At 61.5% G+C, this 14,395-nt stretch carries 14 protein-coding genes; 6 read left to right on the top strand and 8 right to left on the bottom strand.

The window, feature by feature from the left end:
- Nucleotides 1-4: 4 nt before the first annotated feature.
- The gene (gene glyS / locus AB4N48_RS24275; protein ID WP_056791129.1) at nt 5-2,059 is read right to left on the bottom strand and encodes a glycine--tRNA ligase subunit beta; all 2,055 of its coding nucleotides are present in this window, start codon (nt 2,057-2,059) and stop codon (nt 5-7) included.
- Complete coding sequence (gene glyQ, locus AB4N48_RS24270; RefSeq protein WP_003187265.1) at nt 2,056-3,009, bottom strand: glycine--tRNA ligase subunit alpha; 954 nt, start codon at nt 3,007-3,009, stop codon at nt 2,056-2,058. The genes glyS and glyQ overlap by 4 nt, the downstream gene beginning before the upstream one ends.
- An 81-nt stretch (nt 3,010-3,090) precedes the next feature.
- On the opposite strand from glyQ, the gene tag reads away from it, so the two are divergent.
- A complete protein-coding gene (gene tag / locus AB4N48_RS24265; protein ID WP_460094436.1) occupies nt 3,091-3,648 on the top strand; it encodes a DNA-3-methyladenine glycosylase I in 558 nt (185 codons plus the stop codon).
- Between the two features lie 41 nt (nt 3,649-3,689).
- Nucleotides 3,690-4,577: a lysophospholipid acyltransferase gene (locus AB4N48_RS24260; RefSeq protein ID WP_460094435.1), complete on the top strand. Its 888-nt coding sequence runs from the start codon at nt 3,690-3,692 to the stop codon at nt 4,575-4,577.
- A 57-nt stretch (nt 4,578-4,634) separates the two neighbouring features.
- On the opposite strand, the gene AB4N48_RS24255 is transcribed toward AB4N48_RS24260, so the two are convergent.
- From AB4N48_RS24255 to def, 5 genes are all read right to left on the bottom strand, one after another.
- Nucleotides 4,635-4,949, bottom strand: coding sequence for a tetratricopeptide repeat protein (locus AB4N48_RS24255; protein WP_041476513.1), 315 nt, complete (start codon nt 4,947-4,949; stop codon nt 4,635-4,637).
- Between the two features lie 149 nt (nt 4,950-5,098).
- Nucleotides 5,099-6,475 carry a Trk system potassium transporter TrkA gene (gene trkA / locus AB4N48_RS24250; RefSeq protein WP_016772381.1) on the bottom strand — a complete coding sequence of 459 codons (1,377 nt, stop codon included), beginning with the start codon at nt 6,473-6,475 and terminating at the stop codon, nt 5,099-5,101.
- Nucleotides 6,476-6,496: 21 nt separating this feature from the next.
- Entirely contained in the window at nt 6,497-7,807 is a 1,311-nt protein-coding gene (gene rsmB / locus AB4N48_RS24245) for a 16S rRNA (cytosine(967)-C(5))-methyltransferase RsmB (RefSeq protein WP_252887062.1), read from the bottom strand.
- Nucleotides 7,804-8,763, bottom strand: coding sequence for a methionyl-tRNA formyltransferase (gene fmt / locus AB4N48_RS24240; protein WP_095182317.1), 960 nt, complete (start codon nt 8,761-8,763; stop codon nt 7,804-7,806). Before fmt ends, rsmB begins: the two co-directional genes overlap by 4 nt.
- Before the next feature lie 56 nt (nt 8,764-8,819).
- Entirely contained in the window at nt 8,820-9,326 is a 507-nt protein-coding gene (def, locus tag AB4N48_RS24235; protein ID WP_095182315.1) for a peptide deformylase, read from the bottom strand.
- 159 nt (nt 9,327-9,485) lie between these two features.
- Between def and AB4N48_RS24230 the strand changes: the two genes are divergently transcribed.
- The 4 genes from AB4N48_RS24230 to AB4N48_RS24215 all read left to right on the top strand — a co-directional run bounded on the left by AB4N48_RS24230 (nt 9,486) and on the right by AB4N48_RS24215 (nt 13,236).
- Entirely contained in the window at nt 9,486-10,511 is a 1,026-nt protein-coding gene (locus AB4N48_RS24230) for a LysM peptidoglycan-binding domain-containing protein (RefSeq protein WP_460094434.1), read from the top strand.
- Between the two features lie 84 nt (nt 10,512-10,595).
- Complete coding sequence (gene dprA / locus AB4N48_RS24225; protein ID WP_236167870.1) at nt 10,596-11,693, top strand: DNA-processing protein DprA; 1,098 nt, start codon at nt 10,596-10,598, stop codon at nt 11,691-11,693.
- A gap of 55 nt (nt 11,694-11,748) precedes the next feature.
- Nucleotides 11,749-12,306, top strand: a complete 558-nt coding sequence (locus tag AB4N48_RS24220) for an L-threonylcarbamoyladenylate synthase type 1 TsaC (protein WP_039757175.1) — start codon at nt 11,749-11,751, stop codon at nt 12,304-12,306.
- Between the two features lie 261 nt (nt 12,307-12,567).
- A complete protein-coding gene (locus tag AB4N48_RS24215; RefSeq protein WP_056791154.1) occupies nt 12,568-13,236 on the top strand; it encodes a hypothetical protein in 669 nt (222 codons plus the stop codon).
- A 179-nt stretch (nt 13,237-13,415) separates the two neighbouring features.
- Here the strand turns inward: AB4N48_RS24215 and AB4N48_RS24210 are convergent, their stop codons facing one another.
- A complete protein-coding gene (locus AB4N48_RS24210) occupies nt 13,416-14,393 on the bottom strand; it encodes a quinone oxidoreductase family protein (protein WP_122506322.1) in 978 nt (325 codons plus the stop codon).
- Between the last annotated feature and the right edge of the window lie 2 nt (nt 14,394-14,395).

The following is a 14,395-nucleotide window of genomic DNA, read 5'->3' as shown; positions in this document are numbered from 1 at the left end:
TCCCTCAACTCAGCAGCGAAATGTCGGCAACACCGAGGAACAGGCCACGCAGGCGCGCCAGCAGCGCGTAGCGGTTAGCTCGCACATTGGCGTCGTCGGCATTGACCATCACCGCGTCGAAGAACGCGTCGACCGGCTCGCGCAGTGCCGCCAGGCGTGCCAGCGATTCGTTGTACTGACGCGCTGCGGCCATTGGCTGCACGGCCTGATCCGCTTGCTGGATCGCCGAGTACAGCGAGAACTCGTTGGCGTTGTCGAAATACTTGGCTTCGACCACGGTCGGTACCGAGCCTTCGACTTTGCTCAACAGGTTCGACACGCGCTTGTTCACCGCCGCCAGCGCTGCCGCTTCCGGCAGTTTGCGGAAGGCCTGAACCGCTTGCACACGCTGGTCGAAGTCCAGCGCCGAACCCGGCTTCAATGCACGTACCGACAGGTAGGTGGCGACGTCGACGCCTTCGTCTTCATAACGCGCACGCAGACGGTCGAAGATGAATTCCAGCACGGCTTCGTTGAGGCCGGCCGCCTTGACCTTGCCGCCAAATGCAGTCACGGCGAACGCCACGGCGTCGTTCAGGTCTAGATCGAGTTTCTTTTCGATCAGGATACGCAGCACGCCCAGGGCCGCACGGCGCAGGGCATACGGGTCTTTGCTGCCGGTAGGCAGCATGCCGATACCGAAGATGCCGACCAGAGTGTCGAGCTTGTCGGCGATCGCCACGGCTGCACCGGTCAGGGTCGCTGGCAATTCGGCACCGGCACCGCGTGGCATGTACTGCTCGTTCAGCGCCAGCGCGACGTCCTGCGGCTCGCCGTCATTGAGGGCGTAGTAGTAACCGGCGACACCTTGCATCTCCGGGAACTCGCCAACCATTTCGGTGGCCAGGTCGCACTTCGACAGCAGGCCCGCGCGGGCAGCCCACGAGGCGTTGCCGCCGATACGTGCGGCGATGTACGCGGCCAGTTTCGATACGCGCTCGGCCTTGTCGTAGACGCTGCCGAGTTTTTCCTGGAACACCACGTTCTGCAGGCGCAGGTTGAAGTCTTCGAGTTTCTGCTTCTTGTCCTGCTTGAAGAAGAACTCGGCGTCGGTCAGGCGTGGGCGCACCACTTTCTCGTTACCGGCGATGATCTGCTGCGGGTCTTTGCTTTCGATGTTGGCCACGGTAATGAAACGTGGCAGCAACTTGCCGTCGGCATCCAGCAGGCAGAAATACTTCTGGTTGTCCTGCATGGTGGTGATCAGCGCTTCCTGCGGCACGTCGAGGAAGCGTTCTTCGAACGAGCACACCAGCGGCACCGGCCATTCAACCAGCGCAGTCACTTCGTCGAGCAGTGCCGGCGGCACGATCGCCGTGCCTTCCTGACGGGTGGCCAGCTCTTCGGTGCGCTTGCTGATGATCTCGCGACGCTCGTTGGCATCGGCCAATACGTAAGCGGCACGCAAGTCGGCGAGGTAGCTCGATGGCGAACCGATGCGCACGCTCTCCGGATGATGGAAACGGTGACCACGGGATTCACGGCCAGCCTTCTGCGCGAGGATCGTGCAATCGATGACCTGGTCACCGAGCAGCATCACCAGCCACTGGGTCGGACGCACGAATTCTTCCTTGCGCGCACCCCAACGCATGCGTTTCGGGATCGGCAGGTCGTTCAGCGAATCTTCGACGATGGTCGGCAGCAGGCTCGCGGTCGGCTTGCCGGCGATGTTCTGGCTATAACGCAGTTTCGGACCGCTCTGGTCGATTTCGCTCAGCTCGACGCCGCACTTCTTGGCAAAGCCCAGGGCGGCCTGAGTCGGATTGCCGTCAGCGTCGAACGCGGCCTGACGTGGCGGGCCATCGAGGTTGATGCTGCGATCCGGCTGCTGAGTGGCCAGCGCAGTGATCAGCACAGCCAGACGACGTGGCGCGGCATAAACGGTTTTGCTTTCGTAGCTCAGGCCAGCGGCTTGCAGGCCCTTGTCGATACCGGCGAGGAACGCATCAGCCAAAGTGTTCAGGGCTTTGGGTGGCAGTTCTTCGGTGCCCAGTTCAACCAGAAAATCTTGCGCACTCATTGTGCAGCCTCCAGCTTGGCCAGTACTTCGTCACGCAGGTCCGGGGTCGCCATCGGGAAGCCCAGCTTGGCGCGGGCCAGCAGGTAGGCTTGCGCAACGGAACGCGCCAGGGTGCGTACGCGCAGAATGTATTGCTGACGCGCAGTCACCGAGATCGCCCGGCGCGCATCCAGCAGGTTGAAGGTGTGCGACGCCTTCAGCACCATTTCGTAGCTCGGCAACGGCAGCGGCTGGTCGAGTTCGATCAGGCGCTTGGCTTCGCTTTCATAGAAGTCGAACAGCTCGAACAGTTTGTCGACGTTGGCGTGTTCGAAGTTGTAGGTGGACTGCTCCACTTCGTTCTGGTGGAACACATCGCCGTAGGTGACTTTGCCGAACGGGCCGTCAGCCCAGACCAGGTCGTAGACCGAATCGACGCCTTGCAGATACATCGCCAGCCGCTCGAGACCGTAGGTGATCTCGCCGGTCACCGGGTAGCACTCGATGCCGCCCGCTTGCTGGAAGTAGGTGAACTGGGTGACTTCCATGCCATTGAGCCAGACTTCCCAGCCCAGACCCCAGGCGCCGAGGGTCGGCGATTCCCAGTTGTCTTCGACGAAGCGGATGTCGTGCACCAGCGGGTCGAGGCCGACATGCTTGAGCGAGCCCAGGTACAGTTCCTGGAAATTGTCCGGGTTCGGCTTGAGCACGACCTGGAACTGGTAGTAGTGCTGCAGACGGTTCGGGTTTTCGCCGTAACGGCCGTCAGTCGGACGGCGGCTTGGCTGCACGTACGCGGCGTTCCAGGTTTCCGGGCCGATGGCGCGCAGGAAGGTCGCGGTGTGGAAAGTGCCGGCGCCTACTTCCATATCGTAGGGCTGAAGTACCACACAACCTTGCTCGGCCCAGTATTGCTGGAGCGCGAGGATCAAGTCTTGGAAGGTACGCACGGCTGGCGTAGGCTGGCTCACGAAATTCACCTGTTTCTTGGGCTGCGATTTAAAGAGCGGGAGTATACCCGATTCGTTGCTGCGCACGCCCCCTGGAGCCTTATGCCACGCTGCTTTTGGTGTACCGAAGATCCGCTGTACATGGCTTATCACGATCAGGAGTGGGGCACGCCGCTGCGCGATGCGCAGGGTTTGTTCGAGTTGCTTTTGCTCGAAGGGTTCCAGGCCGGGTTGTCGTGGATCACTGTGCTGCGCAAACGCGAGCGTTACCGTCAGGTGCTGTTCGGCTTCGATGTGCAGCGCGTGGCGCAGATGAGTGACGCCGAGTTCGACGAACTGATGCTCGACCCGGGCATCATCCGCAATCGCCTGAAACTCAACGCCGCGCGGCGCAATGCCCAGGCGTGGCTGGCGCTGGAGGATCCGGTGGCATTGCTCTGGTCGTTCGTGGGCGACCAACCGATCATCAATCATTTCAAGGATCGCAGCGAAGTCCCGGCGATCACCCCCGAAGCGCTGGCGATGAGCAAGGCGCTGAAAAAAGCCGGCTTCACCTTCGTCGGTCCGACCATTTGCTACGCGCTGATGCAGGCCTCGGGCATGGTCATGGACCACACCCAGGATTGCGACCGCTACGCGCAGCTCGCCAACGCCGGTTAGAATGCCCGCCTCGCGCACAGCACAAAGATCAGGAGTGACCTGTGGAAAAGTTTAAAGGCGCCTTGCTGGTAGGCGCTCTGCGGCTGTTTGCCCTGCTGCCATGGCGGGCCGTGCAGGCCGTGGGTTCGGCGATCGGCTGGATCATGTGGAAGACCCCCAACCGTTCCCGCGACGTGGTGCGGATCAACCTGTCGAAGTGTTTTCCCCAGATGGATGCGGCCGAACGTGAGCGTCTGGTCGGGCAGAGTCTGAAGGACATCGGCAAGTCGCTGACCGAAAGCGCCTGCGCGTGGATCTGGCCGGCGCAGCGCTCGATCGATCTGGTCCGCGAAGTCGAAGGCCTAGATGTGTTGAAAGACGCGCTGGCCTCGGGTAAAGGCGTGGTCGGCATCACCAGCCACCTCGGCAACTGGGAAGTGCTCAACCACTTCTATTGCAGCGAGTGCAAACCGATCATTTTCTACCGTCCGCCGAAGCTCAAGGCAGTGGATGAATTGCTGCGCAAACAGCGCGTGCAGCTGGGCAACAAGGTCGCGGCGTCGACCAAGGAAGGCATTCTCAGCGTCATCAAGGAAGTGCGCAAGGGCGGTGCCGTGGGCATCCCCGCCGACCCGGAACCGGCCGAATCCGCAGGGATTTTCGTGCCGTTCTTTGCCACTCAGGCACTGACCAGCAAATTCGTGCCGAACATGCTGGCCGGCGGCAAAGCGGTCGGTGTGTTCCTGCACGCCCTGCGCCTGCCTGACGGCTCGGGCTACAAAGTCATTCTCGAAGCCGCGCCCGAAGCGATGTACAGCACCGATACCGCAGAGTCCTGCGCGGCGATGAGCAAGGTAGTGGAACGTTATGTTGCGGCGTATCCGAGCCAGTACATGTGGAGCATGAAACGCTTCAAGAAGCGTCCGCCGGGCGAGGCGCGCTGGTACTGAGCAACTTCGATGGGGTGACGGTTGATGCAGACGGGCTCGCCTTGCTCAATCGGTAGCTCAAGGCGCCTGCCGCTCAAGCTTTTTCAGGAATACCGTCATCTCCTTCTCGGCCTGTTTGTCACCGTGGGCGCGGGCCGCTTCCAAGCCTTGTTCCCAGGCCTGACGCGCAGCGGCGTGATCGCCTAGCGCCAGCTGCGCCTTGCCCAGCAGCTTCCACGCTGCCGAGTATTTCGGATCGAAAGCGACACAACGCTGAAAATGCTCGGCAGCCTTGGCGTTTTCACCCAGGTCCAGATAACCCTTGCCCAGACCGAAGCGCAACAGCGCGTTATCCACACCCTTGGCGAGCATTTTTTCCAGGGATTCGAGCATTGGCGGATTCCTTTCTATTGTTCGTCAGAGAACCTGCGAGTCTGTCAAACCGCTTTCGCGAGCAGGCTCGCTCCCACATTTGGAATGCATTCCACTGTGGGAGCGAGCCTGCTCGCGAAGGGGCCATCACGGGCAACGTTGTCTTCAGGTCAGAAAAAGCTCAATCCCACATGAAACAGCTTCTCCACATCGCGAATATGCTTTTTATCCACAAGGAACAGAATCACGTGGTCGCCGGCTTCGATCACCGTGTCGTCGTGGGCGATGATCACTTTCTCGTTGCGGATCACTGCGCCGATGGTGGTGCCCGGCGGCAGGCCGATCTTCTCGATCGGCTTGCCGATGACCTTGCTGGACTTCGCATCACCGTGGGCAATCGCCTCGATCGCTTCCGCCGCGCCGCGCCGTAGTGAGTGCACGCTGACGATATCGCCTCGGCGCACGTGGGCGAGCAAGGTGCCGATGGTCGCCAGTTGCGGGCTGATGGCGATATCAATGTCGCCGCCCTGGATCAGGTCGACGTAGGCCGGATTGTTGATGATCGTCATGACCTTCTTCGCCCCCAGCCGTTTGGCCAGCAGCGACGACATGATGTTGGCTTCATCGTCGTTGGTCAGGGCGAGGAAGATATCGGCGTCGGCGATGTTCTCTTCCAGCAGCAGATCGCGATCCGACGCACTGCCCTGCAAGACCACGGTGCTGTCGAGGGTATCGGAGAGGTAGCGGCAGCGCGCCGGGCTCATCTCGATGATCTTCACCTGATAACGGCTTTCGATCGCCTCGGCCAGGCGCTCGCCGATCTGCCCGCCCCCGGCGATAACGATGCGTTTGTAGGTTTCGTCGAGGCGACGCATTTCGCTCATCACTGCGCGAATGTCCTCACGGGCAGCGATGAAGAACACCTCGTCATCGGCCTCGATCACCGTGTCGCCCTGCGGCAAAATCGGCCGGTCACGGCGGAAGATCGCCGCTACGCGGGTTTCGACGTTCGGCATGTGCTCACGCAACTGGCGCAGTTGCTGGCCCACCAGCGGCCCGCCGTAATAGGCGCGCACCGCCACCAGTTGCGCCGCGCCTTCGGCGAAGTCGATCACCTGCAAGGCGCCGGGATGCTGGATCAGGCGCTTGATGTAGTTGGTCACGACCTGCTCGGGGCTGATCAGCACGTCGACCGGAATCGCTTCGTTCTGGAACAGTTGTTCCTCGCGATTGAGGTATGACGCTTCGCGCACCCGGGCGATTTTGGTCGGCGTGTGGAACAGCGTGTGCGCGACCTGGCAGGCAACCATGTTGGTTTCGTCGCTGTTGGTCACCGCTACCAGCATGTCGGCGTCGTCGGCACCGGCCTGACGCAGCACCGAGGGCAGCGAGCCCCGGCCCTGCACGGTGCGGATATCGAGGCGGTCGCCGAGGTCGCGCAGGCGCTCGCCATCGGTGTCGACCACAGTGATGTCGTTGGCCTCGCTGGCCAGATGTTCGGCCAGCGAACCGCCGACCTGTCCCGCACCGAGGATGATGATTTTCATCCAGTCACTCCATGAATCCGTTTAGCCGCGCGCGGCGGCGATCTTGATCAGCTTGGCGTAGTAAAACCCGTCATGCCCGCCCTGCTGGGCCAGCAACTGGCGACCATGGGGCTGCTTGATGCCGGCCGCTGTGGCCAGATCCAGTTCACGGGCACCGGGGGTGCGTTCGAGAAACGCAGCGATGACTTCGGTGTTCTCGGTCGGCAGCGTCGAGCAGGTGGCGTAGAGCAGGATGCCGCCGACTTCGAGGGTTTTCCACATGGCGTCGAGCAGTTCGCCTTGCAGTTGCGCGAGGGCAACGATGTCGTCCGGCTGACGGGTCAGTTTGATGTCCGGATGACGGCGGATCACGCCGGTGGCCGAGCATGGCGCGTCGAGGAGGATGCGCTGGAACGGCTTGCCGTCCCACCATTTCTCGGTATCGCGACCGTCGGCGGCGATCAGTTCAGCGTCGAGGCCGAGGCGCTCAAGGTTTTCCTTCACCCGCACCAGACGCTTGGCTTCCAGATCCACCGCTACCACGCCAGCGAGCGCCGGTTCGGCTTCGAGGATGTGGCAGGTCTTGCCGCCAGGGGCGCAGCAGGCGTCGAGTACGCGCTGGCCCGGGGCCAGATCGAGCAGGTCGGCGGCCAGTTGCGCGGCTTCGTCCTGCACGCTGATCCAGCCTTCGGCGAAACCCGGCAGGCTGCGCACGTCGGCAGCAGCTTCGAGGACGATGCCGTCGCGGCTGTAAACGCACGGTGTCGCGGCGATCCCGGTTTCGCCCAGCAACGCAAGATAAGCATCGCGGCTGTGATGACGGCGGTTGACCCGCAGGATCATCGGCGGATGCGCGTTGTTCGCTGCGCAGATCGCTTCCCACTGCTCGGGCCAAAATGCCTTCAGGGATTTTTGCAGCCAGCGCGGGTGAGCTGTGCGCACCACCGGGTCGCGTTCCAGTTCGGCGAAGATCGTCTCGCTTTCGCGCTGGGCATTGCGCAGCACGGCGTTGAGCAGGCCTTTGGCCCAGGGCTTTTTCAGCTTGTCTGCGCAGCCGACGGTTTCGCCAATCGCGGCATGGGCCGGTACCCGGGTGTAGAGCAGTTGATACAGACCGACCAGCAGCAACGCCTCGACATCAGCGTCGGCGGCTTTGAACGGTTTCTGCAGAAGTTTTTCCGCCAATGCCGACAGGCGTGGCTGCCAGCGTGCGGTGCCGAAGGCCAGATCCTGAGTGAAACCGCGATCACGATCCTCGACCTTGTCCAGTTGCGTCGGCAGGGAGCTGTTCAGCGAAGCCTTGCCGCTGAGTACGGCGGCGAGCGCCTTGGCGGCGGCCAGACGCGGGTTCATTGCGCTTCCACCGCAGCGCCGAGCACGCTGCCGACGGCGAATTTCTCGCGGCGGCTGTTGAACAGGTCACTGAAGTTCAGCGCCTTGCCGCCGGGCAATTGCAGGCGGGTCAGGCACAGCGCTTGTGCGCCGCAGGCGACGATCAGCCCGTCTTTGCTGGCGCTGAGGATTTCACCCGGGGCGCCAGTGCCTTCGGCCACGGATGCGGCAAGCACTTTCAACGCTTCGCCATTGAGCGTGCTGTGGGTGATCGGCCATGGATTGAAGGCGCGGACCAGACGTTCCAGCTCCACCGCCGGACGGCTCCAGTCGATGCGTGCTTCGTCTTTGTTCAGTTTGTGCGCGTAAGTGGCGAGCTCGTCGTTCTGCACCTCACCTTGCAGGGTGCCGGCAGCCAGACCGGCAATCGCCTGCACCACAGCGGGCGGACCCATCTCGGCGAGGCGATCATGCAGGGTGCCGCCGGTATCTTCAGCGCTGATCGGCGTGACGACCTTGAGCAACATCGGCCCGGTATCCAGCCCGGCCTCCATGCGCATCACCGTTACACCGCTTTCGGCATCGCCGTGTTCAACCGCGCGCTGGATCGGCGCCGCACCGCGCCAGCGCGGCAGCAGCGACGCATGGCTGTTGATGCAACCCAGACGCGGAATATCCAGCACCGCTTGCGGCAGGATCAAACCGTAGGCGACCACCACCATCAAGTCCGGCTTCAGCGCGGCCAGCTCCGCCTGGGCCTCGGCATTGCGCAAGGTCGGCGGCTGCAACACCTGGATATTATTTTCCAGGGCGAGTTGTTTGACCGGGCTTGGCATCAGTTTTTGCCCACGGCCGGCCGGGCGATCCGGCTGGGTGTAGACCGCAACTATCTCGTACGGGCTGCTCAGCAGGGCCTTGAGGTGTTCGGCGGCGAATTCCGGGGTACCGGCAAAAACAATGCGCAGTGGCTCAGTCATGAAAGGCGTCTCATAAAAGAAAAAGGCTTGCCGCAGCAAGCCTTTGAAGAGGGGCATCAAGCGTTCTGGCGGTGCAGCTTTTCCAGTTTCTTCTTGATCCGGTCGCGTTTGAGCGTGGACAGGTAATCGACGAACAATTTGCCGTTGAGGTGGTCGCATTCGTGCTGGATGCACACGGCGAGCAGGCCTTCGGCGATCAGTTCATAGGGCTTGCCGTCGCGGTCCAGCGCCTTGATCTTGACCTTTTGCGGGCGGTCGACGTTTTCGTAGAAGCCCGGTACCGAAAGGCAGCCTTCCTGATACTGGTCCATCTCGTCGGTCAGCGATTCGAACTCGGGGTTGATGAACACCCGTGGCTCGGTACGGTCTTCGGACAGGTCCATCACGACGATACGTTTGTGCACGTTGACCTGGGTCGCGGCGAGGCCGATGCCCGGCGCTTCATACATTGTTTCAAACATGTCGTCGACCAACTGACGCACTTCGTCGTCCACTACAGCCACTGGTTTGGCGATAGTGCGCAGACGCGGGTCCGGAAATTCGAGGATGTTTAAAATGGCCATAGGCTTCGATTGCTGCACACGTTGAGTAAAGTCGGGTCGATGGCCTGGCGGGTCCGAGGATGCAGGCTACCGTTGTGAAGCGTAGCTTCTGAAAAACAGAAGCGAGCCACGGGGGCTCTGACGATTCACGCGAACGCACATGATAAAGGGATTCACTGCATGAGGAAAACACTACTCGCCCTGCTGCTTCTGGCTTCGGCCGGCGCCGCGCAAGGGCAAGTGCAACTCAAGGATGGTTTTCCACAGCAATACACGGTGGTTTCCGGGGACACGCTCTGGGACATTTCCGGCAAATACCTGCGCGAGCCGTGGCAGTGGCCACAACTGTGGCGGGCCAATCCGCAGATCGAAAACCCCAACCTGATCTATCCCGGCGACAGGCTGACCCTCAGCTACGTCAACGGCCAGCCGCAACTGACCGTCCATCGTGGCGAGTCGCGCGGCACCATCAAGCTCTCGCCACGGATTCGCACCAGCCCGGTGGCCGAGGCGATTCCGAGCATTCCGCTGAAATCGATCAACAGTTTTCTGCTGAGCAATCGCATCGTCGACAAGGCCGAAGACTTCGACAACGCGCCGTACATCGTCGCCGGCGATGCCGAACGGGTGCTCAGCGGTACCGGTGACCGCATCTTCGCCCGTGGCCATTTCGATCCGGAGCAGCCGGTGTACGGCATCTTCCGCCAGGGCAAGGTCTACACCGACCCGCAGACCAAGGAATTCCTCGGCATCAACGCCGACGATATCGGCGGCGGCGAGGTTGTTGCCACCGAAGGCGACGTTGCCACTCTCGCCTTGCAACGCACCACCCAGGAAGTGCGCCTCGGTGACCGCTTGTTCGGCGGTGAAGAACGCTCGATCAATTCGACTTTCATGCCCAGCGCGCCGAAGCGTTCCATCGACGGCCTGATCATCGACGTGCCACGCGGCGTCACGCAGATCGGTGTGATGGACGTGGTCACCCTGAACAAGGGCAAACGTGACGGTCTGGCCGAAGGCAATGTTCTGGCGGTGATGAAAACCGGCGAAACGGTGCGCGACCGGATTACCGGCCAACCGCTGAAAATTCCCGATGAACGAGCCGGCCTGCTGATGGTGTTCCGCACCTACGACAAACTCAGTTACGGCCTGGTCCTCAATGCTTCACGCTCGCTGGCGGTGCTCGACAAGGTGCGAAATCCGTAAGCTTGCTTAACAAGTTACCAACAGAGTTATCCACAGCTTGTTCCGAATGGTTCGGAGCATCGAACGATCAAGGATGATCCCTTCATGTTGTCTGTCAGTACGGCCATTTCCCCGGCGGAACTGGAGGCGCGTCTGCGTCTGCACCGCATGCCGGATATCGGCCCCAAGCGTTTTGCCAAACTGCTCGAAGCCTTCGGCTCGGCGTCCAAAGCCCTCAGCGCGCCGGCCAGTGCCTGGCGCTCGCTCGGGTTGCCGGCGGCGTGCGCCGAGGCACGGCGTTGTCCGACGGTGCGCGACGGCGCCAGCCACGCAATGCGCTGGCTAGAGCGCCCCGGTCAACATTTGCTGATGTGGGACCAGGCGGACTATCCAGCGTTGCTGGCGCAGATTCCTGACCCGCCGCCACTGTTATTCGTCGCCGGCGATCCGTCGATTCTGGAAAAACCGCAACTGGCGATGGTCGGCAGCCGCCGCGCTTCGCGCCCGGGCATGGACACGGCGGCGGCGTTTTCTCGCAGTCTGGCCGGGGCCGGTTTTGTCATCACCAGTGGTCTGGCGCTGGGCATCGATGCCGCTGCCCATCAGGCTGCTCTGGACGTTGGCGGGTTGACCGTGGGGGTGCTTGGCACGGGCCTGGAGAATTTTTATCCACAGCGCAATAAACGCCTGGCTGAGGCGATGATTGCGTCGGGAAGCGCGGTGCTCTCGGAGTTTCCGCTGGACGCCGGGCCAACCGCGAGCAACTTCCCCCGGCGCAATCGCATCATCAGCGGGTTATCCCTTGGCGTGCTGGTGGTCGAGGCCAGTGTTGCCAGCGGTTCGTTGATTACCGCGCGGCTGGCGGCAGAGCAAGGGCGCGAGGTTTATGCCATTCCGGGCTCTATCCATCACCCCGGCGCGCGCGGTTGTCATCAGTTGATTCGCGACGGGGCGGTGTTGGTGGAGACTATCGAACATATCCTCGAAGCCCTGCGCGGCTGGCAGCAACCGTTGCTATCCACAGCGCCGCCGCAGGCTGATCATCCGTTGCTGACGCTGTTGCACGCGGCGCCCCACACCAGCGAGGCGTTGGCCGCGAGCTGTGGCTGGGCGTTGCCGAAAGTGCTGGCAACGTTGACCGAGCTGGAAATCGAAGGCCGTGCGGTATGCGAAAACGGTCGCTGGTTGGCGCGGTCAAGCTAGGTTTTACGATGAAGATCGGTAAACTGCGCGAAACCTGTTTGTGGAGAGTTTTTTCATGGTCAACAGTTGGCGTGTGCAACAAGCCGCGCGGGAAGTTCGCGCCGGCGCGGTGATTGCCTATCCAACCGAAGCCGTCTGGGGGCTGGGTTGCGACCCGTGGAACGAAGACGCAGTGGACCGCTTGCTGGCGATCAAGAATCGCTCGGTGAGCAAAGGGCTGATCCTGGTCGCCGACAATATCCGCCAGTTCGATTTCCTCTTCGAGGACTTCCCGCAGGACTGGATCGACCGCATGGCCAGCACCTGGCCGGGGCCGAACACCTGGCTGGTGCCGCACCAGAACCTGTTGCCGGAATGGGTCACAGGCGTGCATGACACCGTGGCGCTGCGAGTCAGCGATCACCCGCAGGTGCGCGACTTGTGCTCGCTGGTCGGGCCGCTGATCTCGACATCAGCCAATCCACAGGGGCGACCGCCCGCGCGCACGCGTTTGCGCATCGAGCAGTATTTCCGTGGGCAGGTCGATCTGGTGCTCGGCGGGAGCCTTGGCGGGCGCAAGAATCCCAGCGTGATCCGCGACCTGGCCACCGGTAACGTCGTTCGTCCTGACTGACGCCATTCTTTTTATTTTTTGCGGACTCCTCGGCGCTATCGACGAGGAGTTTTGCGCATGCCCGCAGTTTGTTCCTGCACTCGTTTAAAACTTATCCGTTGCCATTGTTCTTGCATGCGTCAGACGGTTCTTCGACTCTGGAATATCTGTAAGTTTTCCCACGCGATTATCAGAACGCGTGCAGTGGCGAGATTTTCAAAAGCATCCATTCTTTCAATGTGCTTGATACAACTTCGAAATGTTAATGGCTGCGGAGAAGTAATGGATATTACGGATTTACACCTCAAGGATTATCTGCAGGGCTTTCAAGAGGCACTCAAGAATCAACAGGCCGACTATCGTGTGGCCATTCTTGAGGCGGGGTCGGACGCCGGAGAATTCGAGCGTTTCATTGGTCGGCAGTTTCGCCTGCGATTGCAGCATTACATGCTCACCTCCAGAGCCCGGGCGCTGGAAACCCGCTTGGCGATCACCTCGCGCAGTACGCACTTCTTGCTCTACCAGCGAGATCAACTCATTGCAGTGCTGCGGGCAACCCCGGCGCCGTTCGAATGGGCCTCACTGGCGCAGCATCATGTGTCTCCCACTGTGGCATTGGCGCGGCATGTCGAATTCAGTCGCTTGATTACCCATTCCCAGCAGCACCGGCCGGTGTCGATCAATGGCTTGCTCGCCACCGCCGCCGAATGGGCGATCGATCGCGGATATCAGGGGGTGACGGCCTTGTGCAGATCGCCACAGCGGCAACTGTTTCAGCGCTTCGGCCTGACACCGATCGCTTCGCACGCCATGCATATCGAGCAGCGTGCCCGGGGCGATTATTGGCTGTTGTCCGCCGAATGGCGGCAAATTCTGATGGCCCTGGATCAGCCAGTGAACATGAACGTGCATCAGCCGGAGTATCGTGATGTTCACAACCGTCAGTATTGATCCGCCAATAATCGAAGAGTGGGCAGAGAAATGGCTTGTATACGAGTCGAAGAAGTTGCGCAGGAAGTTTTCCGGTCGTAGGCCAGCGGCGAAGAAACTTCACCGGAAGATGTACTTGATCTAGCTGAAAGATACTCGGCGAACTCATGGAAGAGTTCACCGAGTATCAACTTGAAGCGTTATGGCAACAGAATCGTGGAACCGGTAGTGCGCCGTGCCGACAGTTCGGTTTGTGCTTTTGCCGCATCGGCCAATGCATGGCGCTGGCTGATGTCGACCTTCAGCTTGCCGCTGATGATCATCTCGAACAGCTCGTCGGCCATGCGCTGCAGGTTCTCGGCGTTGTTGGCGTAGGTCGCCAGCGTAGGCCGGGTGACGTACAACGAGCCCTTCGCGGCAAGAATGCCCAGGTTGACGCCGTCGACTGCGCCCGAAGCATTGCCGAAACTCACCACCAGGCCACGTGGTGCCACGCTGTCCAGGGACGTGAGCCAGGTGTCCTTGCCGACGCCGTCATACACCACCGGGACTTTCTTGCCGTCAGTCAGCGCCAGCACGCGCTCGGCAACGTTTTCATGGCTGTAGTCGATGGTGGCCCAGGCGCCGTTGGCCTTGGCCAGTTCGGCTTTCTCCTTCGAGCTGACGGTGCCGATCAGCTTCACGCCCAGCGCTTTGGCCCATTGGCAGGCCAGAGAGCCGACTCCACCGGCTGCGGCGTGGAACAGAATGGTTTCGCCGCCCTGCAGTTGGTAGGTCTGGCGCAGCAGATATTGCACCGTCAGACCCTTGAGCATGACCCCGGCGGCAGTTTCGAAACTGATTTCATCGGGCAGGTGCACCAGATTGTCCTGCGGCAGAACATGCAGCTGGCTATAGGCGCCGAGCGGGCCGCTGCCGTATGCCACGCGATCGCCGACCTTGAAACGGGTGACTTCGCTGCCCACCGCTTCGACCGTGCCGGCGCCTTCAGAACCCAGGCCGGACGGCAAGGCAGGTGGTGCATAGAGGCCGCTGCGGTAGTAGGTATCGATGAAGTTCAAGCCGATCGCCTGATTAGCCACGCGCACCTGATTCGGCCCGGGCGCAGCCGGTTCGTAGTCTACATATTCGAGCACTTCGGGACCGCCGTGGGCGCGGAACTGGATACGCTTTGCCATCT

It is taken from the genome of Pseudomonas sp. S2_C11 (assembly GCF_054668395.1).
This window is presented reverse-complemented; position numbering and strand designations above follow the sequence as displayed.

Bases quoted from the DNA above. Each gene is read 5' to 3' on its own strand.
- glyS (WP_056791129.1), bottom strand. From the start codon at position 2,059: ATGAGTGCGCAAGATTTTCTGGTTGAACTGGGCACCGAAGAACTGCCA.
- tag (WP_460094436.1), top strand. From the start codon at position 3,091: ATGCCACGCTGCTTTTGGTGTACCGAAGATCCGCTGTACATGGCTTAT.
- AB4N48_RS24255 (WP_041476513.1), bottom strand. From the start codon at position 4,949: ATGCTCGAATCCCTGGAAAAAATGCTCGCCAAGGGTGTGGATAACGCG.
- trkA (WP_016772381.1), bottom strand. From the start codon at position 6,475: ATGAAAATCATCATCCTCGGTGCGGGACAGGTCGGCGGTTCGCTGGCC.
- rsmB (WP_252887062.1), bottom strand. From the start codon at position 7,807: ATGAACCCGCGTCTGGCCGCCGCCAAGGCGCTCGCCGCCGTACTCAGC.
- fmt (WP_095182317.1), bottom strand. From the start codon at position 8,763: ATGACTGAGCCACTGCGCATTGTTTTTGCCGGTACCCCGGAATTCGCC.
- def (WP_095182315.1), bottom strand. From the start codon at position 9,326: ATGGCCATTTTAAACATCCTCGAATTTCCGGACCCGCGTCTGCGCACT.
- AB4N48_RS24230 (WP_460094434.1), top strand. From the start codon at position 9,486: ATGAGGAAAACACTACTCGCCCTGCTGCTTCTGGCTTCGGCCGGCGCC.
- dprA (WP_236167870.1), top strand. From the start codon at position 10,596: ATGTTGTCTGTCAGTACGGCCATTTCCCCGGCGGAACTGGAGGCGCGT.
- AB4N48_RS24220 (WP_039757175.1), top strand. From the start codon at position 11,749: ATGGTCAACAGTTGGCGTGTGCAACAAGCCGCGCGGGAAGTTCGCGCC.
- AB4N48_RS24215 (WP_056791154.1), top strand. From the start codon at position 12,568: ATGGATATTACGGATTTACACCTCAAGGATTATCTGCAGGGCTTTCAA.
- AB4N48_RS24210 (WP_122506322.1), bottom strand. From the start codon at position 14,393: ATGGCAAAGCGTATCCAGTTCCGCGCCCACGGCGGTCCCGAAGTGCTC.